We start from the raw sequence: 21,257 nt of genomic DNA on the forward strand, positions 1-21,257 counted from the left end.
CTGGCAGTTTAGCCAAGGAGCCGCTGGTGGCGCAGCAGGAAAACGCTCCTATCGTGCACCGTTACGCGGGGCGCAGGCATAAAAAAGGGAGGCCAGGCCTCCCTTCTCGTGTCGCGCTGGCGGCTCAGTCGAACAGGCCGAAAGTCATGTAGCTGAACCAGGAGCGGTCGTCGCTGTTGCCTTCCGCTTCGCTCTCCAGGTCTTCCTGGGCTTCTTCACCCTGGTTCTCCGGCTGCAGTTCGTCCGGGATATCTTCCTGGGCTTCCTCGTACTGGCGAATCACGTCCTGGCTGGCGCGGGTCTCGCCCGGCGGCAGCGGTGCGTCGGATTCGATCAGACCCAGAGTGGCCTTGGCCAGCCAGGAGCGGTTGTCCGCTTCCTCTTCCAGGGGCACGAACTGGCCGTCGACCAGGGTCGGGTGGTCCGGGTAGTTCAGTTTCAGGGTTTCCAGGCTGGTGGCGGCCAGATCGTTCAGCTCCAGGCGCTGGTAGGCCTCGACCATCAGGGCCAGGCCGTCGCCGACGGCGGGGGTTTCCTGGAAGTTTTCCACCACATAGCGGCCGCGGTTGGCAGCGGCGACATAGGCCTGACGGGTCAGGTAGTAGCGACCGGCGTGGATCTCGTAGGCGGCCAGCAGGTTGCGCAGGTAGACCATGCGCGCCTTGGCGTCCGGCGCGTAGAGGCTGTTGGGGTAGCGGCTGGTGAGCTGGGCGAACTCGTTGTACGAGTCGCGGGCGGCGCCCGGGTCGCGCTTGGTCAGGTCCAGCGGGATGAAGCGGGCGATCAGGCCGCGGTCCTGGTCGAACGAGGCCAGGCCCTTGAGGTAGTAGGCGTAGTCGACGTTGGCGTGCTGCGGGTGCAGGCGGATGAAGCGTTCGGCGGCGGACTTGGCGGCCTCCGGCTCGACGTTCTTGTAGTAGGCGTAGATCAGCTCGAGCTGGGCCTGCTCGGCGTAACGGCCGAACGGGTAGCGGGACTCCAGGGCCTTCAGCTTGGCGATGGCATTGTTGTAGCTGTTGCTGCTGAGATCTTTCTGGGCCTGCTGGTAGAGCTCGGTCTCGCTCAGGTTCTCATCCACTTCCGGCTTGTTGGAGGAGCACGCGGCAACGAAGGCGAGGGTGGCGATCAGCAGCAGGTGTTTCACTTGCATGGTGGCTTGCGTCCCTGTGACGGCGGCTGTCTAGGCCTCGACCGTCCTGTTATGATGAGCGCCCCGGAAAACGCCGGGACAAAGACGCCGTATTTAACCACAGCGTGCCGCCGAAACCAAAAGCCGCACCGCCCTCCGCAGCAGCCCATGTCCGAAGATTCCGATCAGCTCATCCAACTCACCGCCGAAGTGCCGTCCTACCTCGGTGGTCAGCGCCTCGACCAGGTCGCCGCCCAGCTGTTCGACGAGTACTCGCGTTCGCGCCTGTCGACCTGGATCAAGGACGGCCGCCTGACCGTTGATGGCGCCGTGCTGCGCCCGCGTGACACCGTCCACAGCGGCGCCGTGCTCAGCCTGGAGGCCGAGCAGGAGGCTCAGGGCGAATGGGTGGCCCAGGACATCCCGCTGAACATCGTCTACGAGGACGAGCACATCCTGGTGATCGACAAGCCGGCCGGCTTGGTGGTCCACCCGGCTGCCGGGCATGCCGATGGCACCCTGCTCAACGCCCTTCTGCACCATGTGCCGGACATCATCAACGTGCCGCGCGCCGGCATCGTCCATCGCCTGGACAAGGACACCACCGGCCTGATGGTGGTGGCCAAGACCCTGCAGGCGCAGACCAAGCTGGTCGACCAGCTGCAGAAGCGCACGGTCAGCCGCATCTACGAATGCATCTGCATCGGCGTGATCACCTCCGGTGCCACCGTCGACGCGCCGATCGGTCGCAGCTCGGCCAATCGCCAGCGCATGGCGGTGATCGATGGCGGCAAGCCGGCCGTGACCCACTACCGGGTGCTGGAGCGTTTCCGCTCGCACACCCATGTGCGGGTCAAGCTGGAGACCGGCCGTACCCACCAGATTCGCGTGCACATGACCCATGTCGGCTACCCGCTGATCGGCGACCCGCTGTATGCCGGGCGCTTCCGCATTCCGCCGGCGGCCAGCCCGACTCTGGTGCAGACCCTCAAGGAGTTCCCGCGCCAGGCCCTGCACGCGCGCTTCCTGGAGCTGGAGCACCCCGCCACCGGGCAGCGCATGAAGTGGGTCTCGCCGCTGCCGGAAGATCTGGTGTGGATGCTCTCGCTGCTGCGCCAGGACAATGAATCCTTCGTCTGACTGGCTGCTGCCGGACTGGTCGGCCCCGGCCAACGTCCGTGCCTGTGTCACCACGAGAGCCGGTGGCATCAGCCTGCAGCCCTTCGACAGCCTCAACCTCGGCGATCACGTCGAGGATGATCCGCAGGCCGTGGCCGACAACCGCCGTCTGCTGGTCGAGCGCCTGGATTGCCAGCCGGCCTGGCTGAGGCAGGTGCACAGCCCCGACGTGGTCGAAGCCGACCCTGCCCACGTACCCGTCGCCGACGCCAGCTGGAGTGCCACGCCGGGCATCGCCTGTTCCGTGCTGACCGCCGACTGCCTGCCGGCGCTGTTCTGCGACCGTGCCGGTACTCGCGTGGCGGCAGCCCATGCCGGCTGGCGCGGGCTGGCAAATGGCGTGCTGGAAAATACCCTGGATGCCCTGGCCGTCGAGCCATCCGAGGTCTTGGTCTGGCTGGGTCCGGCCATCGGTCCCCAGGCCTTCGAGGTCGGTCCGGAAGTGCGCGAGGCGTTCGTATCCCAGCATGCCGAGGCCGAGTGCGCCTTCGGCTCCAGCCGCAACCCTGGCAAATACATGGCCGACATCTATGCCCTGGCGCGCATCCGTCTGGCGGCCCGTGGTGTCACCGCCGTGTATGGCGGCGGCCTCTGTACCGTCGGCGACGAGCGCTTCTTCTCCTACCGCCGCGCCGCCCGCACCGGGCGCTTCGCCTCGCTGGTGTGGCTGGTCGATTGATTCGCAGCAAATAATTGGCGCTTGAATCGGCCGAAACTGTCCCTATCTACAGAGCAATACCGGGCTTCACTCAGAGGAGCGGTTCAGCGCTCCGGCCCGCTTTCTGAAGGAAGGACAATTCATGCGTATCGATCGTCTCACCAGCAAGCTTCAGCTTGCCCTGTCCGACGCCCAGTCCACGGCCGTCGGCCTCGACCATGCCGCCATCGAGCCGCTGCATCTGATGCAGGCCCTGCTGGATCAGCAGGGCGGCTCGATCAAGCCGCTGCTGATGCAGGTCGGCTTCGATGTCGGCGCCCTGCGCAAGGCCCTGGCCAAGGAGCTGGACGGCCTGCCCAAGATCCAGAACCCCACCGGCGACGTGAACCTGTCGCAGGACCTGGCGCGCCTGCTCAACCAGGCCGACCGCCTGGCCCAGCAGAAGGGCGACCAGTTCATCTCCAGCGAGCTGGTGCTGCTGGCCGCCATGGACGAGAACACCAAGCTGGGCAAGTTGCTGCTGTCCCAGGGCGTGTCGAAGAAGGCCCTGGAAAATGCCATCGCCAACCTGCGCGGCGGCCAGGCGGTCAACGACCCCAATGTCGAGGAGTCGCGCCAGGCCCTGGACAAGTACTGCGTCGACCTGACCAAGCGTGCCGAGGAAGGTCGGCTGGACCCGGTGATCGGCCGTGACGACGAGATTCGTCGCACCATCCAGGTTCTGCAGCGGCGTACCAAGAACAACCCGGTGCTGATCGGCGAGCCCGGCGTCGGCAAGACCGCCATCGCCGAGGGCCTGGCTCAGCGCATCATCAATGGCGAAGTGCCGGATGGACTGAAGGACAAACGCCTGCTGGCCCTGGATATGGGCTCGCTGATCGCCGGCGCCAAGTTCCGCGGCGAGTTCGAGGAGCGCCTGAAGGCAGTGCTCAACGAGCTGGGCAAGCAGGAAGGACGGATCATCCTGTTCATCGACGAGCTGCACACCATGGTCGGCGCCGGCAAGGCCGAAGGCGCGATGGACGCCGGCAACATGCTCAAGCCGGCTCTGGCCCGTGGCGAGCTGCACTGCGTCGGCGCCACCACCCTGGATGAATACCGCCAGTACATCGAGAAGGATGCCGCCCTGGAGCGGCGCTTCCAGAAGGTGCTGGTGGACGAGCCGAGCGAGGAAGACACCATCGCCATCCTGCGCGGCCTCAAGGAGCGCTACGAGGTGCACCACGGGGTGACCATCACCGACGGCGCGATCATCGCCGCGGCCAAGCTCAGCCATCGCTACATCACCGATCGCCAGTTGCCGGACAAGGCCATCGACCTGATCGACGAGGCCGCCAGCCGCATCCGCATGGAGATCGACTCCAAGCCTGAGGCCCTGGATCGCCTGGAGCGTCGCCTGATCCAGCTGAAGATCGAGCGCGAGGCGCTGAAGAAGGAGGACGACGAGGCGACCAAGAAACGCCTGGAGAAGCTGCAGGACGACATCGCCAAGCTGGAGCTGGAATACGCCGATCTGGAAGAGATCTGGAAGTCGGAGAAGGCCGAGGTGCAAGGCTCGGCGCAGATCCAGCAGAAGATCGAGCAGGCCAAGGCCGACCTCGAGGCGGCGCGGCGCCGGTCCGACCTGCAGCGCATGGCCGAGCTGCAGTACGGCATCATTCCCGATCTGGAGCGCAGCCTGCAGATGGTCGACCAGCACGGCAAGAGCGAGAACCAGCTGCTGCGCAACAAGGTCACCGACGAGGAGATCGCCGAGGTGGTGTCCAAGTGGACCGGCATCCCGGTGGCCAAGATGCTCGAGGGCGAACGCGAGAAGCTGCTGCGCATGGAGGATGACCTGCACAAGCGGGTGATCGGCCAGCACGAGGCGGTGGTGGCGGTGGCCAACGCCGTACGGCGTTCCCGCGCTGGGCTGTCCGACCCGAATCGCCCCAGTGGCTCCTTCCTCTTCCTCGGCCCCACCGGGGTGGGCAAGACCGAGCTGTGCAAGGCGCTGGCCGAGTTCCTCTTCGACACCGAGGAGGCCATGGTGCGCATCGACATGTCCGAGTTCATGGAGAAACATTCCGTCGCGCGTCTGATCGGCGCACCGCCCGGTTACGTGGGCTACGAGGAGGGTGGCTATCTGACCGAGGCGGTGCGCCGCAAGCCCTACTCGGTGATCCTCCTGGACGAGGTGGAGAAGGCCCATCCGGACGTGTTCAACGTGCTGCTGCAGGTGCTGGAAGACGGTCGCCTGACCGACAGCCAGGGGCGCACCGTGGACTTCCGCAACGCCGTGGTGGTGATGACCTCCAACCTCGGCTCGGCGCAGATCCAGGAGCTGGTCGGCGACCGCGAGGCGCAACGCGCGGCGGTGCTGGATGCGGTGAGCAGCCACTTCCGCCCGGAGTTCGTCAACCGCATCGATGAGGTGGTGGTGTTCGAGCCGCTGGGCCGCGAGCAGATCGCCGGCATCGCCGAGATCCAGCTGGCGCGCCTGCGTCAGCGCCTGGCCGAGCGCGAGCTGAGCCTGGAGCTGTCCGCCGAGGCGCTGGACAAGCTGGTGTCGGTCGGTTTCGATCCGGTATACGGCGCGCGGCCGCTGAAGCGGGCCATCCAGCGCTGGATCGAGAACCCGTTGGCGCAGCAGATCCTGGCCGGCAGCTTCCTGCCCGGCATGGCGATCCAGGCACGGGTCGAGGGCGACGAGATCGTCTTCGCCTGAGTTCGGCGATCATGAAGAAGCCCCGGGAGACCGGGGCTTTTTCATTCAGACCTGCAGGTGGCGCAACAGCAACGCCAGGGGGCCGACCTGATCGTCGGCCAGGTCGATGATATGGAAGCCGCACCAGCCGTTGTGTCCGGCCTCACCGGCGCGGCTCCACAGGCAGTCGGCACCTACGCGGACCTCATGGATGCCGTCCAGGGGCTGGTCCAGCACCAGGCGGCACTCCCAGACCGAGTCGGCCTCCGGCGGAGCCTCGCTGACCAGCATGAAGCCGTCCTCGGAGAGGTCGACGATGCGGCCCAGGCGGCGGCCGCTGTGCAGGTCGAGTACATCGATGCCCAGTTGCGTGGTGTGGCGGCTGTGCTGGCGACGATCGTCCATTCAGGCTCCTTGTCCGACTTCGTTGGCGCGCCCGGTGAAGCGCTGCAGAACGCGATAGATGGCGCCCAGGGCGCGGTCCACCAGGGGTGCGCTGCGCTCCGGTGCGACGATGCGCGCCAGGCCCTGTTCCATTTCGTTGGCCAACTGACGGATCGGCTTGACCGCCACCCGCTGGCCGCTGTGATCGACGAACATGTAGTTGTGGGTGGTCGGGCTGAACCAGGACAGCTTGAGGGTCTGGGTGTCCTTGCCCTGGACGAACTCGAACCAGGTGCCGAACTCAAGCTGCTGCAGTTCCTTGATCAGCGCCTGGGCGCGTGCCGTCAGCTGGCCCTCGCGCTTGACCGGTTCGGCCAGGGCGGCGTCCTCGCCGAGCATGGCGCCCAGCGGGCTCTCCTGCAGCTGGCTCTTGATCTGCGCGGCCAGCTGCGGCTGCTGGGCCTGCACCGCGTGCTGGCAGGCGACTATGTCCTGCAGCAGGCGGCGAATGCCGTCCTCGTGGTAGCCGCCGAGCAACTCCAGGCCCTTGCGCAGCTCGTCCAGCAGGGTGACACGCAGATTCTGCAGGCGACTGCGGCCATCGGCATCCAGCGGCGTGCCGCTCCAGGCAAGTTGCTCGGCCACCTCGCCGGCGCGCTGCCACTCGGCGCTGCGCTCGCCATGGCGTAGCAGGACGAAGACCAGCACGTCGGCCCAGGTCAGTTCGAGGAAGTTGTGGATCACGCTCGGCAGCTGACGCTCGCGCAGCACGTTCTGGATCACCGCGACTGCTTGCTGGCGCGCGCCGAGCAGGCGATCACGGCCCTTGGCGGCCTCCACCGCGCGCTTCTCGCGCAGCTCGACCTTGTGTTTGAGCGTGGCGACGAACTCGTTGAACTCCTCCAGCAGGTTGTCGAACAGCAGCAGGTCGCCGGTGAAACCGTGGATCACCCGCTCCACCACCCAGTGGATTTTCGCCAGCAGGCCGCGCTCGTCACCTTCGCCGCCATACAGCACGCCGGCCTGGGCCATGGTGTTGAGCAGGCGCCTGGCCGGGTGGTGGTGCTGGGTGAACAGCGCCTTGTCCTGCAGCGCCACCTTCAGGTAGGGCGTGTGCAGGTGGGAGAGGGCGGTCTTGCAGCTGTGCGGCAGGTTGTCGTCGTCGAGGATGAAGTCGAACAGCATGCCGACCAGGTCGATCACGTCGGCTTCCTGATCGGCCAGCTTCTGCTGACCCGGCAGGCTGCTGAGAGACTCCAGCTGCTGCTGCAGGTTGACCTTGATGTCCTCGACCGGCTGCGGGCCCTGCAGACGCTGGGTCAGGGTGCTGGCGGACTGCTGTTGCAGGCGGGTGAGCGCCTCGAGCAGCTCGCCGGCGCTGTAGGTGCTGGTGGCCGTGCGCGGGGCGAAGCTGGCGATGCTGCGGGTGCCGCCCGGCAGCGGTGCGTCGAGGTCCTGCTGGCGACGCTCGCCGAGCAGGGCGGCCAGACCGCCGAACAGCTGGCCGGGGTCCTGCGGCGGGGGGGCGCTGAGGTCCGCCGGGGCCTGAATGATCGGCGCGGCTGCCTGGGCGGTCTGCGCCGCGCCGGCATGGCTAACCCCAGGCAGCGCGAAGTTGGCAGCCCGCGCCATACCGGTCGGTGCTTGTGCCGCTGTTGTACCGCCCTCCGCCGGGCGACTGGGCGGGCTGGCGGACGGCGAGCGCTGGGCGGTGAACTTGAGGTTGGGCAGGATGCCGGCGTTGATCAGGCGCTGGTTGAGCATCTCGTACAGCGTATCCAGGCCCTGCATCACATGCCGGTCGAACAGCATGTAGAGGATGACCTTGATCCGCAGCGGCAGCGGGTGAGGTGTCAGCGCCTCGCGGAAGGCTTCCGCCAGGGCCTGGGGGCCGAAGGGGTTGGCATCCTCGACCAGCTTCTGGCCGTTGTTGAGCAGGGCCAGGCGCTGTTCCAGGGCGAATAGGGCGCGGGTGCTGCGCGCCTTGACCTTGCTGACCATGTTGGTCACCTGCAGGCTTTCCTCGTACTCCTCGTTCTGCATCAGGCTCAGGTGTTCGCCATCCGCTTCCCCGTCCTGGGGCTTGGCCTTGAGCTTGCCGTCGAGGAAGTCGGCGAAGTTCTGCGCGATGCGCTGGTGGTAGCTGCGTTCTATCTGCGGGCGCAGCTTGCGCAGGTCGCGCATGGCATCGAAGAACAGGCTCTGCACCTTATTGTTCTCGGCCTTTTCGGCGCCTTCGAAGAGCGTGTCGTCAACCTGCGCGAACAGCCCGGTCAGGTGTTCGGCCAGGTTGTTCATCACCAGCTTGCGGCAATCCTGGACCAGCTCGCTGAAGCGGGGCTGGATGGCGCGGCTGGCGACGCCGGGAATATGGGGTGGTGGGAGGTCCTGCGAGCTCATGCGACGTCCTGGGGCGACAGCTTGGTCGAGGCTATCGCTGTGATCTCAATCATGTTTCCAGCAATAGAGTAGCCTTTTATTGCCGGTGGCGGTGCGGATGAAATAACTCGTTGTCAGGGTTGACATAAGCATTCTGGGCCGTAAAATGGCGCGCCTCTGATACGGGAATCGGCCTGGCCGGTCCGGTAGAGGAGATTGGAAAATCGTAGTTCCGCGATAGCTCAGTCGGTAGAGCAAATGACTGTTAATCATTGGGTCCCTGGTTCGAGTCCAGGTCGCGGAGCCAATTTTCCTGGCGGGGTATAGCGCAGTCCGGTAGCGCGCTTGCTTTGGGAGCAAGATGTCGGGAGTTCGAATCCCCCTACCCCGACCACTTGGGTCGTTAGCTCAGTCGGTAGAGCAGTTGGCTTTTAACCAATTGGTCGTAGGTTCGAATCCTACACGACCCACCATCATTTAAACGAAAAGCCCGCCTAGTGCGGGCTTTTTGTTGTCTGTAAGAAAACTGGCGATGCGGGAAGGGGCGGCGAACCGCCCCTATCCTGGCTAGTGCAGCTTCAGGCGTGGCTCGGTGCTGCGGCCGATGCGGTCGCCGAGCATCAGCAGGGCGGTGCGCAGCACGCCATACAGCGCCATCTGGTGCATGCGGTACAGCGACACGTAGAACATCCGCGCCAGCCAACCCTCCAGCTTCACGCTGCCCATCAGATTGCCCATCAGGTTGCCCACCGCCGAGAAGCGCGACAGCGAGATCAGCGAACCGTAATCGCGGTAGCGGAATTCCGGCAGGGCCTGGCCGTCCAGGCGCAGCTTGAGCGCCTTGGCCAGCAGCGAGGCCTGCTGGTGAGCGGCCTGGGCGCGCGGCGGGATGGTGCGCTCGCTGCCGTCGCCGAGCGGGCAGGCGGCGCAGTCACCGAAGGCGAAGATATTGTCGTCCAGGGTGGTCTGCAGGGTCGGCCGCACCAGCAGCTGGTTGATGCGGTTGCTCTCCAGACCGTCCAGATCCTTGAGGAAGGCCGGCGCGCGGATGCCGGCGGCCCACACCTTGAGGCTGGCGGGAACCTCCATGCCCTGGGCGGTGAGCAGCGCCTCGGCGGTCACCTGGCTTACCGCGGTGCCGGTCAGCACGGTGACGCCGAGCTTCTCCAGTGTCTTGTGTACCGGGCCGCTGATGCGCTCCGGCAACGCCGGCAGCACGCGGGGGCCGGCCTCGATCAGGGTGATGCGCATGTTCTGCGGCTGGATGCGATCCAGGCCGTAGGCGGCCAGTTCGTGGGCGGCGTGGTGCAGCTCGGCGGCCAGCTCCACGCCGGTGGCGCCGGCGCCGACGATGGCGATGCTGATGCGGCCGTCGTCGCTGTTGCCGGCGTGGGCGCGCAGGTAGTGGCTGAGCATCTGCCGGTGGAAGCGCTCGGCCTGCTCGCGGGTGTCGAGGAAGATGCAGTGCTCGGCGGCACCGGGCGTGCCGAAGTCATTGGTGGTACTGCCGACGGCGATCACCAGGCTGTCGTAGGTCAGCTCGCGTTCGGCCAGCAGCTCGCCGCCATCCTCGTCCAGGGTGGCGGCCAGCTTGATGGTTTTGCGCGCACGGTCCAGGCCGCTCATGCGCCCGAGCTGGAACTCGAAGTGGTTCCACTTGCCCTGGGCCACGTAGTTCAGCTCGTCCTCGGAGGAGTTCAGCGAGCCGGCGGCGACCTCGTGCAGCAGCGGTTTCCAGATATGGGTGAGGTTGGCGTCGACCAGCACGATGCTGGCCTGTTTGCGTTTGCCCAGGGTTCTACCCAGGCGGGTAGCAAGCTCCAGGCCGCCGGCGCCGCCGCCGACGATCACGATGCGATGAGTCATGGGGATATCTCACAAGGCTTAAGGAAAGCGGTAGACCCGACTGGGCGAGCGCGATGCGGCTCATAGCGCCAGTCCGACAAGTAGGCGGGAGAGGAGGCCGAGGCCGATCGTCAGGGCGATGACGATCAACAGAAGGCGCCAGGGGCGGAACGGCTGGCGCTCCACCTGATGCTGCGGAGCGCTGAGATACTGCTCGACGCGTTGCTGGTCTTCCGGGCTGAGACGGCTGCTCATGGCGATCCTCTCGAATAATGTGCCCATTCTAGGCACGTCCCTCATGCCGGCTCAACGCGCACTTGATCGTCCAGGCGGATGATGCCGCCCTCGATCACCCGCGCGGTGATCCCGCCATGCCCGCGCATGGCCTGGAAAGTGCCCGGCCCGAGGCGCTGCTCCAGGCGTGCGCAAGGTTGGCACCAGCCGGTGGTTTCCAGCAGCGCCTGGCCGATGCGGAAGCGCCGACCCTTGAGGCTGAACAGGTTGATGCCGGCGATGGCGATGTTGCGACGCAGATCGGCCGGAGTGATCTCGCGATTCAGTAGCGCGCTGACCACCGCCAGGTGTTCCCATTGGATCAGCGTCACCTGGCGCGCATTGCGCGGCCCGGGGCGGGCGTGATCGCCGGTCAGGCCGGCTTCGCGCCGGGCCTCGACGGCTTCCGGTTCGAGCATCGCGCCGCGGGCCTGCGGGCGTACCCCGAGCCAGCGCACATGGCCGCACTGGGGCACGCTGGCGAGCAACTCCAATAGCTCGCTCACAGGCTGATACCGACGTCGAACAGCACGGTGCGGCCCAGGTTGTGGCGCAGGAAGTCCGGCGCGTCGCGGTGGGCGAACAGCACCCGGGCATAGTTGGGGCCGACCAGCGACAGCGAGCGCCAGCCGTGGCGCAGGTATTCGCTGGGTGGCGGGAAGGGGCTGTTGAGGTCCAGCACTTCGCGCTTGAGGCTGACATAGGCGAGCAGGTCCAGCTCGCCTGGGTCGAGGCCGCGCTCGCCGTAGTTGTGCGCCTTCTTGCGTAGGGTCGGTGCCAGGCGCGCCTGCAGTTCGCTGGCCGGAATACGCCGTGGGCGAGCCTCGCGACGCAGCAGCTGGCTGAGGGACAGGGCGCTGCGGCGACGTTGCAGCTCCTCGCGCCACTCGTCGTTGAGGCGGCGATCACGATCGAGGACGAAGAACACCTCGAAGTTGGCGCCGCGGAACAGCACGTCCGGTGGCTCCTGGCCGGTGGCGAACTCGTCCTGCCGGTGGCGCAGGTTGAGCGCCGTCAGTAGGCGCTGGCAAACCCAGCGCTCGCGCTCCCATTTGCGTGCATTGGAGAGAAATTCGTTGGCCTGTTCCGCCTGGCGTGTGAGCAGGCGCAGGTAGTCGGAGTCGTCCATGGCCGCAGCATAGCGTAAAAGCCAGCCGCGTTCGGGCGCGGTAGACTGCGCCGAGCAGCCACGGAAACCGCCATGCAGATACGCGCCATCATTCCCGCCGATCACGCCGCATTGCTCGCGCTGTGGCAGCGCACGCCTGGCATCTGTATGCGTCCCGAGGATGCCTATGAGCCGTTCTGTCGCTATCTGGCGCGCAATCCCGAGCTGAGCCTATTGATCGAGACCGATGGCACGCCCATCGCCTGCCTGCTGGTGGGGCACGACGGTCGCCGCGGCTATCTGCAGCATCTGGTGGTCGATGCTCCCTGGCGTGGTCGCGGCCTGGCCAGGGCGCTGCTGGACGAGGCGTTGGCCAGGCTGGCGGCGCTCGGCGTGGGCAAGTCCCACGTCTTCGTGCTGGGCGATGCCCCCGAGGCTCTGGATTTCTGGCAGGCGCAACAGGGCTGGAGCGCACGCACGGATATCCAGGTGTTCTCGACCAGGGGCGCGTCATGATCGCCGCCGAGCTGCTGCTGCCGACCAGTCTGTGGCTGGGCTGGCTGAGTTACGCCCTGGTGCTGTTGTGGGCGCTATGGCGTGCGCCCTGGGTCGAGCTGTTCAGCGATCAGCGCCGCCAGCACCTGCTGTTCGGCACGATGCTGGCGCTGTTTCTGTTGTGGCTGGTGCGTCGCGACTTCGCCTCGGGGCTGTCCTTTCACTTCATCGGCATGACGGCCGTGACCCTGCTGCTGGATTGGCCGCTGGCGCTGCTCTGCGGCTTTGCCGCGCAGCTTGGCCTGCTGGCGCTGGGGCGCCTGGACTGGGCGGCCCTGGGCGTCAATGGCCTGCTGCTGGTGGCCGTGCCTGTGGCCATCGCCGAAACCTTTGCCGTGCTGGTGGAACGACGCCAGCCGCGCAATCTGTTCGTCTACATCTTCTGCTGCGGCTTCTTTCCCGCCGCGCTGACGGCGCTGGTCTGCCTGCTCGGCGGGCTGGGGCTGCTCTGGCATGACGGGCTGTACGTGATGCCGCCCTGGCTGGAGGACTTCGTCGGCTACCTGTGGCTGGTGATGTTCCCCGAGGCCTTCATCAACGGCATGCTGGTCACCGGTCTGGTGGTGTTCTATCCGGACTGGCTGGAGACTTTCAATCGCACCCGTTACCTGGCGGCGCCGTGGAAGGGTGACGATACGGATCGCCGTCCATAGGCGCGGTTTATCCCGCTAGCGCAGCTGATCTGGATCAAGCCTCGCGGCTCGTCCTGCCCCATGCTGGGAGAAATGGCGCGGGAGGGCGAGATCATGGGTGTGCACGCATGGGCGCGGCGAGAGCTGGAGAGCAGCCTGCAGCAGGCGCAGAGGCAGGGCTTCGATCCGTTATTGAGTCTGCGGGCGCTGCTCAGCGAGGCGGTGGAGCTGAATCGCCTGGAGCGCGAGGTGGCCGATCTGGCGCAGGAGCTGCAGTTTCTTGCCGACAATCTGGATCCGGAGCGCGACTACGCCTTGATGCGGCCGTGATGGGCTGCGGCGTGATCAGTGCTCGCGCGGTGGCAGATCGTCGGAGAAGGGCGAGTCCTCCAGGGAGTCACCGGGGATGGCGTGGCTCTCGGACGCCCAGGCGCCGAGGTCGATCAGCTTGCAGCGCTCGCTGCAGAAGGGCCGGTTGGGGCTCTGCGGCCCCCATTCCACGGGTGCTCCGCAGGTCGGACATTCCACTGTGGTGCTCATGGTTGGCCTCCGCGCAGGGTCAGATAGAAGTGATGTAGGCGTTCGACCTCGCTCTGCAGCCAGGCCAGGTCGCGGTCGTTGATCAGCACGTCATTGGCGTGGCGCAGGCGCTCCTCGCGGCTGGTCTGCGCCTTGAGGATGGCGCGGATCTGCTCCTCGGAGCTGCTGTCGCGCAGCATGCTGCGTTGCAGCTGCAGGTGCTCGGGGGCGTCGACCACCAGCACACGCTGGGTCATGCGATGCTGGCCGGACTCCACCAGCAGCGGCGACACCAGGATGGCGTAAGGCGATTCGGCGCGGGCCAGGTGCTGGTTGATCTCCTGGAAGATCAGAGGATGCAGCAGGCTTTCTAGCCAGCGACGCTGTTGTTCGTCCTGGAACACCAGATGGCGCAGGGCTGCGCGATCCAGCGTGCCGTCGGCCTGCAGCACCTGCGCGCCGAAGCGCTCGACAATCGTCGCCAGGGCAGGGCGCCCCGGCTCGACTACCCAGCGAGCGGCGTGATCGGCGTCCACCAGATGCACGCCGAGGTCGATGAAGAGTTGGGCAACGGCGCTCTTGCCGCTACCGATGCCGCCCGTAAGGCCGAGAATCCAGGGTTTGCTCATCTAAAACCGGCGAAATGCAGATAGGTCCCGGTTATTTGATCACCCCAGAGCAATGCGATCCAGCCGGCAATGGCCAGATAGGGGCCGAAGGGGATGGGCGTGCTGGTTTCCTGATTGCGCAGGCGCAGCATGATCACCCCGAGCACGGCGCCGACCAGCGAGGACAGCAGGATGGTCAGCGGCAGAATCTGCCAGCCACCCCAGGCGCCGAGCATGGCCAGCAGCTTGAAATCGCCGTAGCCCATGCCTTCCTTGCCAGTCAGCAGCTTGAACAGCCAGTACACCGACCACAGGCTCAGGTAGCCGGCGATGGCACCCCACAGGGCGTCCTCCAGGCTGGTGAAAACACCGAAGAGGTTGGCGATCAGGCCCATCCACAGCAGCGGAAGTACCAGGGCATCTGGCAGAAGCTGGTGATCGCAATCGATCATGCTCATCGCCAGCAGGCCCCAGGTCAGCACCAGAACTCCGGCTGCCTGCCAGCCGAATCCGTAGTGGAACGCCACATAGCCGGACAGCAGGCCGCAGGCTAGTTCGATCAACGGATAGCGTTTGCTGATCGGTGCCTTGCAGCTCGAGCATTTGCCGCGCAGAAACAGATAGCTCACCACCGGGATGTTCTCCCAAGGGCGAATCTGATGGCCGCAGTTGGGGCAGCAGGAGTTCGGCAGGATCAGGTTGAAAGTGTCCTGCTTGGGCTCCTCGGGGAGTTCAAGAATCTCCCGGGCTTGCTGCCGCCAGTCGCGTTGCATCATGACTGGAAGACGGTAGATCACTACGTTGAGGAAGCTGCCGACAAGCATGCCCAGTACGGCAGAGCACAAAACAAAAGCCGGCGAATTGCCGGCCATGAATTCAACTAGCGTCATTATCCAATAACGCCGCCGAGACTGAAGATTGGAAGGTACATTGCGATAATGAGGCCGCCGACGAGCACACCCAGAACGGCCATGATCAGTGGCTCAAGAAGTGTCGTGAGGTTATCTACGGCATTGTCGACCTCGGCTTCATAGTAGGAGGCAACCTTGTCTAGCATTTCATCTAGGGCGCCAGATTCTTCGCCGATGGCTGTCATTTGTATGGCCATGGCAGGGAAAACGCCGGTAGTGCGCATTGAGAAGTTCAACTGCATACCTGTCGAAACATCCTGCTTGATTTTGTTCACCGCATTGCGGAAAACCACGTTGCCCGTGGCGCCTGCAACCGAGTCCAGGGCATCAACCAGCGGCACGCCTGCCGAGAAGGTGGTTGCCAGGGTGCGGCCGAAGCGTGCAACTACTGCCTTGTAGAGGATGCCGCCAAAAATGGGGAGCTTAAGCATTGTCCGATCAAGCCCATCGCGGAATTTTTCGCTTCGTCGGTGTAGTTCTTTAAATCCGAAGATAGAGCCAATGATTGCGAGGAGAATAAGGAACCACCATTCCTGCATGAATTCAGAGAGGCGAATTACCATCATCGTAAATGCGGGGAGTTCTGCGCCAAACCCAGCAAAAACACCCTGAAAGGTTGGGACAACTTTGATAAGCAGGATTGCGGTGACTATCACTGCAACAACGATTACCGCAATTGGGTAAGTCATTGCCTTTTTTATCTTCGCCTTAAGTGCTTCTGTCTTTTCTTTATAGGTTGCTACTCGATCGAGCAACTGCTCGAGGGCGCCGGACTGCTCGCCGGAGTCGACCAGATTGCAATACAGGTCATCGAAATAGAGCGGGAATTTACGCAGAGAGTTGGCCAGGCTGTTACCGGCAGCCACTTCCTGCTTCACGTTCTCAATAAGCGTTCGGACGTTAGGGTTCTCACAGCCTTCGGAAATAATGTCAAAGGACTGCAGTAGGGGAACGCCTGCCCCCATCATCGTCGCCATTTGCCGGGTGAACAGGGCGATGTCCATCGGCTTGATCTTTTTGCCGCCTCCGCCAAAGAGCGGTTTCGGCTTCTTTTTCACCTTGTCGACGATGATGCCCTGCGAGCGTAGCTGCGCGCGCACCAGAGGCATTGCTGTACTGGACACTTCGCCCTTGAGCTTGTTGCCTCTTTTGTCCTTACCTTCCCACTGGAAGGTAGTGGTCTTGAGCGCTTTCTCCGCCATTTTTTTAATCCTTGGTTACGCGGTTGATTTCCTCAAGACTGGTGAGGCCGTTCATGGCCTTTAGCAGTCCGGAGGTGCGCAGGTCGTTAAAGCCGTCTTTGCGCATCTGCTCGGCAATATCGATGGAGTTACCTTCCTCCATGATAATTCTTTGCAGTGCGGGCGTGATTTTAACTACTTCATAAATCCCCACGCGCCCCTTGTAACCGTTCTTGCAGTGCTCGCAGCCAACCGGACCAAAGAGCTTGATGTTGCCCACTTTCTCTGCTGGAAAGCCCTCAGCCGCCTGGGTTTCAGGTGGGACGGTGATCTCCTTCTTGCAACTGCTGCAAAGCTTGCGTGCCAAGCGCTGGGCGATGATTAGGTTTACGGATGTGGCGATGTTGAAGGACGGCACGCCCATATTACGAAGGCGGGTCAATGTTTCTGACGCGCTATTCGTATGGAGCGTGGACATAACCATGTGCCCGGTCTGAGCGGCCTTGACGGCGATAGATGCGGTTTCAAGGTCGCGGATCTCGCCGACCATGATCACGTCTGGGTCCTGGCGGAGGAACGCGCGCAACGCTTGGGCGAAGTCCATTCCCTGTTTGGGGTTGACATTGACTTGGTTGATGCCTTCCAGGTTGATCTCCACTGGGTCCTCAGCGGTGGAAATGTTGACGTCCACAGTGTTGAGGATGTTCAGGCCCGTGTAGAGAGATACGGTTTTGCCGGAGCCGGTCGGGCCGGTTACCAGGATCATGCCCTGCGGCTTTGCCAACGCGTCCATGTAGAGTTGGCGCTGATCCTCTTCGTAGCCCAGCGCATCGATGCCCATCTGTGCGCTTGTGGGATCGAGAATCCGCATAACGATCTTTTCGCCCCAGAGTGTAGGGCAGGTATTGACGCGAAAGTCGATGGCTTTGGTCTTGGAGATGCGCATTTTGATGCGGCCATCTTGGGGTTTCCGCCTCTCGGAAATGTCCATGCTGGCCATTACCTTCAAGCGTGCCGAGATGCGTGGCGCCAATTGAATTGGGGGCTTGGCGACTTCGTGGAGAACGCCATCGGTACGGAAGCGTACTCGATAAGTTTTTTCGTATGGCTCGAAATGCAGGTCCGATGAGCCGCCCTTGATGGCGTCTAAAAGCATTTTATTGACGAACTTCACTACCGGAGCATCGTCTGCATCCGAGCCTCCGCTATCGTCACGCTCATCCGCTCCGCTTTCGATCTCAAGGCCGCCGTCGAGGTCGATGTCGTCTAGGCCCTCCATGGCCTTGTTATCGCTTTCGAAATAGCGATCGATGGCTCCATCCAGGCGATCATCCTCCACCAGCACCATTTCAGTATTCAGTCCCGTGCTGAACTGGATGTCAGTAACCGCCTGCTGTTGCGTGGGGTCTGACATACCGATGTAGAGCTTGTTTCCCCGTCTCCAAAGAGGTATCGCCCTATGCTGGCGTGCCAGCTTTTCGCTGATCAGTTCTTTAGGTTGCTGCTCTTTATCCAGTGACCCAATGTCGAAATAGGGAACGCCAAACTGTTCTGCGGCCTGGCTTGCAAGAGCCTTGCTGTTCACCAGCTTGTTCTGCACCAAGTAACTGACCAGGGGGATCTGGTTGCGCTGTGCCTGCTGTGCTGCACGACTGGCAGTGGCTTCGTCTATTAGCTCGGCAAGTACTAATTGCCTGGCTAGGCCTGTCAGGGGGGGGGTAGTGGTCATGGGATGCTGGCTTCAGGGCAGATGCCCGGATTTATAACTTAGAAGCCAGAGGGCTGCCACCGAAGGTTTGGTGGGTGACGGTAATTGTCAGTTTTGGGCCGAATATGAATGTCGTTGAAAAGGGGGGGGAGGTGGTTGTCGAGCTAGCAAGGGGTTTCGGTGAGTTGGCACGCACCTTGTATCGTGAATCGTAAGCGGAGCACAGGCTTCGTTACGTAGTCACTAGGAGACAATTGAAATGTCGAAGAAAGTTCAGAAGGGCTTTACCCTCATCGAGCTGATGATCGTGGTTGCGATCATCGGTATCCTCGCTGCCGTTGCCATTCCGCAGTTCCAGGACTACCAGGCCAAGGGCTATGACAAATCGGCTCAGTCCGACGCCCGCAATATCCTGACCGGCGCCATCGCCAACTCGAACTGATAGAGAAGGGAACCTAGAATGAAAAAGTTTATTGTTGCTTCCCTGGCTGTTGCCGGTCTGATGAGCTCTAACGCTTTCGCTGCCAGCTCTGGTACCGAGCGTCTGGATCTGACTCTTGCCCCTGGATACAACGCCGTTGCACCGCTGGATCGTGAAATCAACCTGGCACAGGCCGGTACTATGACCGCGATCGCTGCTCGCGACGGATTTGTAAAAAACAACTTCGACTTCACCATTTCGGCTAACGTGGTGCTTGGCGCTGTCGACGATGCCGCCGCCAACCGTTTCGGTGTCATTTCTGGCTCCAACAAGGGTTATAACGTCTTCACCGGTTCTTCGGTCGGCGGTAGTATTTCGCAGTGCGGCGCTTCGGTTGATAAAGCCGATGGCGCTGATCTCGCCGCTGCCGAAGTCGCAGAAGGCTCGATCGACCTAGATAACGCCAACGGTTGCAACCGTCCTCTGTAAGAGACTGTGGTCATAAAGACAGGCCCTGGTGGCCTGTCTTTTTTTGCCTAGAGATTTTAAGGGGGGATCTGATGGGGGAGCTGGTTTCGCTGGGAGTCAAAGCCGGTATTCGCGGTGTCGGACTGCGAGTACTCTTGATGGTGGCCGGGCTGGTACTGGCGGTCAGCCTTTTGGCTTCAGGGTTTTCTGGGCGCCAACCGACTACAGTAGCGCTGGATGTCGGGCTCAGTGGCCTGCGCTTCGCCATGCTGATTCTGGTTCTGCTCTGGGTTCAGGATCTGTTTGCCCGCGATATCGAGCGCAAGACGGTCTACTTCGTACTCGCCTATCCCATTACTCGCTGGCAATACCTACTGTCACGCTTCATTACTGTGGCCTTGCTGGCCTTGCTGGCCTTGGTCGTGATCGGCGGCCTTCTTTGGTTATCGCTGCAGCGTGAGTTTGAATATACGCAGTTCCAGCCCGTGGATCTGGGAGGCAAGTACCTGCTAGTGCTTCTATCCATCTGGCTGGATGCGCTGGTGGTCTGCAGCTTCGCGCTGTTCCTGGCTAGCTTGTCCACTACTCCTTTTCTGCCATTGCTGCTGGGCTTTGCTTTCGGCTTGGCCGCGCGAGGGCTGGGGCCGGCGTTGGACTTTCTGCATGGTTCGCGCTCCGATCCTCTGCATGTCTCGCTGTTCGGCCCCGTGCTGGAGTACTCCTATGTCTGGCTACCGGACCTGTCGCGGCTAGATTGGCGCCCGTTGGCGCTGTATGACCTGCCGGTGCCCTGGTATGCGCTGGGGCTGGCGGTGATCAATGCCCTTGGTTTTGCGGGCATCATGCTGGGCTTGGCAGCGCTGATTTTCCAGCGGCGCAACTTCACATGAGTCTCTGGCGTGGCTTGCTGTGCGTGGCTTTGGCATGGGGAGCATTTGCCGGGGCTGGGTATGTGCAGCGTGAAAATCAGCGGTTGGAGGTGCAGAGCGAATTGCTCAGGGTGCGTTTGCCGCTGCTGGTGCAGCTGGCATATTCGGGGGGCGACCCCTTCCTGGCGGCTAATACCAATGTCTTCCGCAGCCTGATGGTGGATGCGAAGGTGACCGAGGGTGAGACCTATCGAATTCAGGGGCAGTTGCAGGTGGATGCAGCTCGCTTCAACCCTTGGCACGAAGACAACTACTACGTCGGTGCGGCGATCCTGCCCTGGAACGGCCAGGTTGAGGCTGGACAGTTCGTGCTGCTGAATGCCGCTCAGGCTCGTAACTGGGATATGTGGCCCGCTTTCTACTATGCCTTCAATGCCATGTACTTCGAGCATGATATGGCCCGTGCTGGGCGTTGGGCCGAGGTTGCTGCGCAGAGGCATCCGCGTAATGCGCCAGCCCTGCGCAGCATGGCTGCAGCCTGGTACGAGCGGGGTGACGATCCGCGGGATGCGATGGGAATACTGCAAGCAATGCGTGAGCAGAGCGGTGACGAGAACTTTCGTGCTTTGTTGCAGGCGCGTATGCAGCGCCTGGCTGGTTTAGCTGCATTGCGTGATGCCGCCACTGAGTACCAGTCCCGCAACGGTAGAGCTGCGCAGAGTTTGGAGCAGCTCCTTGGCTATGCCGGGCTAGAGCAGTTGCCGCAGGACCCTCTGCAAATTGGTTATGGCTTGGATCAACAGGGTCAGCCGCAGCTGGCCGATCACGTCGTGCAACGGGATACACAATGAAGGCAATCGAAGTTTCTGGGCTGCACAAGGCCTTCAAGCTCAAGGGCAAAGCTATCAAGGCGCTCGATGATGTGAGCTTTTCCGTGGAGCTGGGGCAGTCGGTTGGCTTTATCGGGCAGAACGGGGCTGGCAAGAGCACCACTATCAAAATTCTGTTTGGTGCCTTGCGTGCCGACTCGGGCGATGCGCGCTTGATGGGGTTGCCGGCAGACGATGCCGCCTCGCGCCTGGGTGTGGGCTATGTACCGGAAAATCCTTATCTGTACGAACAGCTAACTCCGCGCGAGGTGGTTAGCAGCGGTTTGCGCTTGCATGGTGTTCGTGGTGCCGAGAACGTGCGGCGCACGGAGCTTTGGCTCGAGAAGCTGGGCATTGCCTACGCTGCCGACAAGCGTATTCGCAACTTGTCCAAGGGCATGACGCAGCGTACGGCGTTGGCCCATGCTTTTGCCATTGAGCCCAAGTTGCTGGTGCTCGATGAACCCATGTCCGGTCTGGACCCGGTCGGACGACGTCAGGTAGCTGACCTGATGCAGGAGTATCGTTTGGCAGGAGGAACGTTGTTCTTCTGTACGCATATCCTGCATGACGTGGAGCGCTTGGCGGACTACTTCGTGATGATCGACCGAGGCCAGGTGAGGGCGCAGCAAGGCGTTGCCGAGCTCTTGGCGAGTCAGGGGGATATGGTGATTCGCTATTTGGGTGACGCTGGATTGCCGGGCTTCGAACGAGACGCTGGGCAGGTCTGGAAGGGGCTATTAAGTCGTCCAGCACTGCCGGCAGTGCTGGCTCAGATCGAGGCTATGCACGGAGTTCTGCTGAATATTCACCCGCTCAACTCTCTTGAGGAGCTGTTTGATAGCGTGGTGGGTGAGGCGGCACAGGCATAAGAA

General features: G+C 63.0%; 23 protein-coding genes and 3 tRNA genes. 14 read left to right on the forward strand and 12 right to left on the reverse strand.

The genetic code is table 11. The features are described from left to right. Positions 1 to 124: 124 nt before the first annotated feature. Entirely contained in the window at positions 125 to 1,150 is a 1,026-nt protein-coding gene (locus tag FFS62_RS00680) for an outer membrane protein assembly factor BamD (RefSeq protein WP_137970900.1), read from the reverse strand. A gap of 147 nt (positions 1,151 to 1,297) precedes the next feature. On the opposite strand from FFS62_RS00680, the gene rluD reads away from it, so the two are divergent. The 3 genes from rluD to clpB all read left to right on the forward strand — a co-directional run bounded on the left by rluD (position 1,298) and on the right by clpB (position 5,673). Further along, on the forward strand, positions 1,298 to 2,269 hold the full coding sequence (rluD, locus tag FFS62_RS00685) for a 23S rRNA pseudouridine(1911/1915/1917) synthase RluD (RefSeq protein ID WP_137970901.1): 972 nt from the start codon (positions 1,298 to 1,300) through the stop codon (positions 2,267 to 2,269). Next, the gene (pgeF, locus tag FFS62_RS00690) at positions 2,253 to 2,987 is read left to right on the forward strand and encodes a peptidoglycan editing factor PgeF (protein WP_137970902.1); all 735 of its coding nucleotides are present in this window, start codon (positions 2,253 to 2,255) and stop codon (positions 2,985 to 2,987) included. Before rluD ends, pgeF begins: the two co-directional genes overlap by 17 nt. Positions 2,988 to 3,108: 121 nt before the next feature. Next, positions 3,109 to 5,673 carry an ATP-dependent chaperone ClpB gene (gene clpB / locus FFS62_RS00695; RefSeq protein WP_137970903.1) on the forward strand — a complete coding sequence of 855 codons (2,565 nt, stop codon included), beginning with the start codon at positions 3,109 to 3,111 and terminating at the stop codon, positions 5,671 to 5,673. A 45-nt stretch (positions 5,674 to 5,718) separates the two neighbouring features. Here the strand turns inward: clpB and FFS62_RS00700 are convergent, their stop codons facing one another. After that, positions 5,719 to 6,057 (reverse strand): PilZ domain-containing protein, encoded by a 339-nt coding sequence (locus tag FFS62_RS00700; RefSeq protein WP_137970904.1) that lies wholly within the window; start codon positions 6,055 to 6,057, stop codon positions 5,719 to 5,721. Next, a complete protein-coding gene (locus tag FFS62_RS00705) occupies positions 6,058 to 8,436 on the reverse strand; it encodes a DUF1631 domain-containing protein (protein WP_137970905.1) in 2,379 nt (792 codons plus the stop codon). It abuts the gene before it with no gap. Between the two features lie 210 nt (positions 8,437 to 8,646). Here FFS62_RS00705 and FFS62_RS00710 point away from each other — a divergent pair. From FFS62_RS00710 to FFS62_RS00720, 3 genes are all read left to right on the forward strand, one after another. Then, positions 8,647 to 8,722, forward strand: a tRNA-Asn gene (locus FFS62_RS00710). A 10-nt stretch (positions 8,723 to 8,732) separates the two neighbouring features. Beyond that, positions 8,733 to 8,809 (forward strand) — tRNA-Pro (locus FFS62_RS00715). Between the two features lie 3 nt (positions 8,810 to 8,812). Beyond that, positions 8,813 to 8,888: transfer RNA gene (locus tag FFS62_RS00720), tRNA-Lys, on the forward strand. 94 nt (positions 8,889 to 8,982) lie between these two features. On the opposite strand, the gene FFS62_RS00725 is transcribed toward FFS62_RS00720, so the two are convergent. From FFS62_RS00725 to FFS62_RS00740, 4 genes are read right to left on the reverse strand one after another with little or no spacing between them, the layout of a single operon-like run. After that, positions 8,983 to 10,281: an NAD(P)/FAD-dependent oxidoreductase gene (locus FFS62_RS00725; RefSeq protein WP_137970906.1), complete on the reverse strand. Its 1,299-nt coding sequence runs from the start codon at positions 10,279 to 10,281 to the stop codon at positions 8,983 to 8,985. Positions 10,282 to 10,341: 60 nt separating this feature from the next. Then, positions 10,342 to 10,515, reverse strand: coding sequence for a DUF3094 domain-containing protein (locus tag FFS62_RS00730; RefSeq protein WP_137970907.1), 174 nt, complete (start codon positions 10,513 to 10,515; stop codon positions 10,342 to 10,344). 41 nt (positions 10,516 to 10,556) lie between these two features. Continuing rightward, on the reverse strand, positions 10,557 to 11,039 hold the full coding sequence (locus tag FFS62_RS00735) for an MOSC domain-containing protein (RefSeq protein WP_137970908.1): 483 nt from the start codon (positions 11,037 to 11,039) through the stop codon (positions 10,557 to 10,559). Then, entirely contained in the window at positions 11,036 to 11,662 is a 627-nt protein-coding gene (locus tag FFS62_RS00740) for a DUF1780 domain-containing protein (RefSeq protein ID WP_137970909.1), read from the reverse strand. The genes FFS62_RS00735 and FFS62_RS00740 overlap by 4 nt, the downstream gene beginning before the upstream one ends. A gap of 45 nt (positions 11,663 to 11,707) precedes the next feature. Between FFS62_RS00740 and FFS62_RS00745 the strand changes: the two genes are divergently transcribed. The 3 genes from FFS62_RS00745 (at position 11,708) to FFS62_RS00755 (ending at position 13,158) form a co-directional block, all read left to right on the forward strand. Next, positions 11,708 to 12,157: a GNAT family N-acetyltransferase gene (locus tag FFS62_RS00745; protein ID WP_256662149.1), complete on the forward strand. Its 450-nt coding sequence runs from the start codon at positions 11,708 to 11,710 to the stop codon at positions 12,155 to 12,157. After that, positions 12,154 to 12,849 carry an energy-coupling factor ABC transporter permease gene (locus FFS62_RS00750; protein WP_137970911.1) on the forward strand — a complete coding sequence of 232 codons (696 nt, stop codon included), beginning with the start codon at positions 12,154 to 12,156 and terminating at the stop codon, positions 12,847 to 12,849. Before FFS62_RS00745 ends, FFS62_RS00750 begins: the two co-directional genes overlap by 4 nt. A 93-nt stretch (positions 12,850 to 12,942) precedes the next feature. Beyond that, the gene (locus FFS62_RS00755; protein WP_137970912.1) at positions 12,943 to 13,158 is read left to right on the forward strand and encodes a hypothetical protein; all 216 of its coding nucleotides are present in this window, start codon (positions 12,943 to 12,945) and stop codon (positions 13,156 to 13,158) included. 15 nt (positions 13,159 to 13,173) lie between these two features. On the opposite strand, the gene yacG is transcribed toward FFS62_RS00755, so the two are convergent. The 5 genes from yacG to pilB are packed head-to-tail and all read right to left on the reverse strand — an operon-like array spanning position 13,174 to position 17,776. Beyond that, positions 13,174 to 13,368, reverse strand: coding sequence for a DNA gyrase inhibitor YacG (yacG, locus tag FFS62_RS00760; protein ID WP_137970913.1), 195 nt, complete (start codon positions 13,366 to 13,368; stop codon positions 13,174 to 13,176). Then, on the reverse strand, positions 13,365 to 13,976 hold the full coding sequence (gene coaE, locus FFS62_RS00765) for a dephospho-CoA kinase (RefSeq protein ID WP_137970914.1): 612 nt from the start codon (positions 13,974 to 13,976) through the stop codon (positions 13,365 to 13,367). The genes yacG and coaE overlap by 4 nt, the downstream gene beginning before the upstream one ends. After that, positions 13,973 to 14,845, reverse strand: coding sequence for an A24 family peptidase (locus FFS62_RS00770; protein WP_137970915.1), 873 nt, complete (start codon positions 14,843 to 14,845; stop codon positions 13,973 to 13,975). The genes coaE and FFS62_RS00770 overlap by 4 nt, the downstream gene beginning before the upstream one ends. Then, the gene (locus FFS62_RS00775; protein WP_137970916.1) at positions 14,845 to 16,068 is read right to left on the reverse strand and encodes a type II secretion system F family protein; all 1,224 of its coding nucleotides are present in this window, start codon (positions 16,066 to 16,068) and stop codon (positions 14,845 to 14,847) included. The genes FFS62_RS00770 and FFS62_RS00775 overlap by 1 nt, the downstream gene beginning before the upstream one ends. Before the next feature lie 4 nt (positions 16,069 to 16,072). Next, positions 16,073 to 17,776, reverse strand: a complete 1,704-nt coding sequence (gene pilB, locus FFS62_RS00780; RefSeq protein WP_137970917.1) for a type IV-A pilus assembly ATPase PilB — start codon at positions 17,774 to 17,776, stop codon at positions 16,073 to 16,075. Positions 17,777 to 18,014: 238 nt separating this feature from the next. On the opposite strand from pilB, the gene FFS62_RS23515 reads away from it, so the two are divergent. The 5 genes from FFS62_RS23515 to FFS62_RS00805 all read left to right on the forward strand — a co-directional run bounded on the left by FFS62_RS23515 (position 18,015) and on the right by FFS62_RS00805 (position 21,254). Then, entirely contained in the window at positions 18,015 to 18,197 is a 183-nt protein-coding gene (locus FFS62_RS23515; protein ID WP_110680823.1) for a type IV pilin protein, read from the forward strand. 18 nt (positions 18,198 to 18,215) lie between these two features. Beyond that, entirely contained in the window at positions 18,216 to 18,665 is a 450-nt protein-coding gene (locus tag FFS62_RS00790) for a hypothetical protein (RefSeq protein ID WP_137970918.1), read from the forward strand. Positions 18,666 to 18,736: 71 nt separating this feature from the next. Further along, complete coding sequence (locus FFS62_RS00795; RefSeq protein WP_137970919.1) at positions 18,737 to 19,534, forward strand: ABC transporter permease; 798 nt, start codon at positions 18,737 to 18,739, stop codon at positions 19,532 to 19,534. After that, positions 19,531 to 20,364, forward strand: a complete 834-nt coding sequence (locus FFS62_RS00800; protein WP_137970920.1) for a hypothetical protein — start codon at positions 19,531 to 19,533, stop codon at positions 20,362 to 20,364. The genes FFS62_RS00795 and FFS62_RS00800 overlap by 4 nt, the downstream gene beginning before the upstream one ends. Beyond that, on the forward strand, positions 20,361 to 21,254 hold the full coding sequence (locus tag FFS62_RS00805; protein ID WP_137970921.1) for an ABC transporter ATP-binding protein: 894 nt from the start codon (positions 20,361 to 20,363) through the stop codon (positions 21,252 to 21,254). The genes FFS62_RS00800 and FFS62_RS00805 overlap by 4 nt, the downstream gene beginning before the upstream one ends. Positions 21,255 to 21,257 lie beyond the last annotated feature (3 nt).

This window comes from Pseudomonas sp. F(2018) (genome assembly GCF_005508865.1).
Lineage (GTDB): Bacteria > Pseudomonadota > Gammaproteobacteria > Pseudomonadales > Pseudomonadaceae > Aquipseudomonas.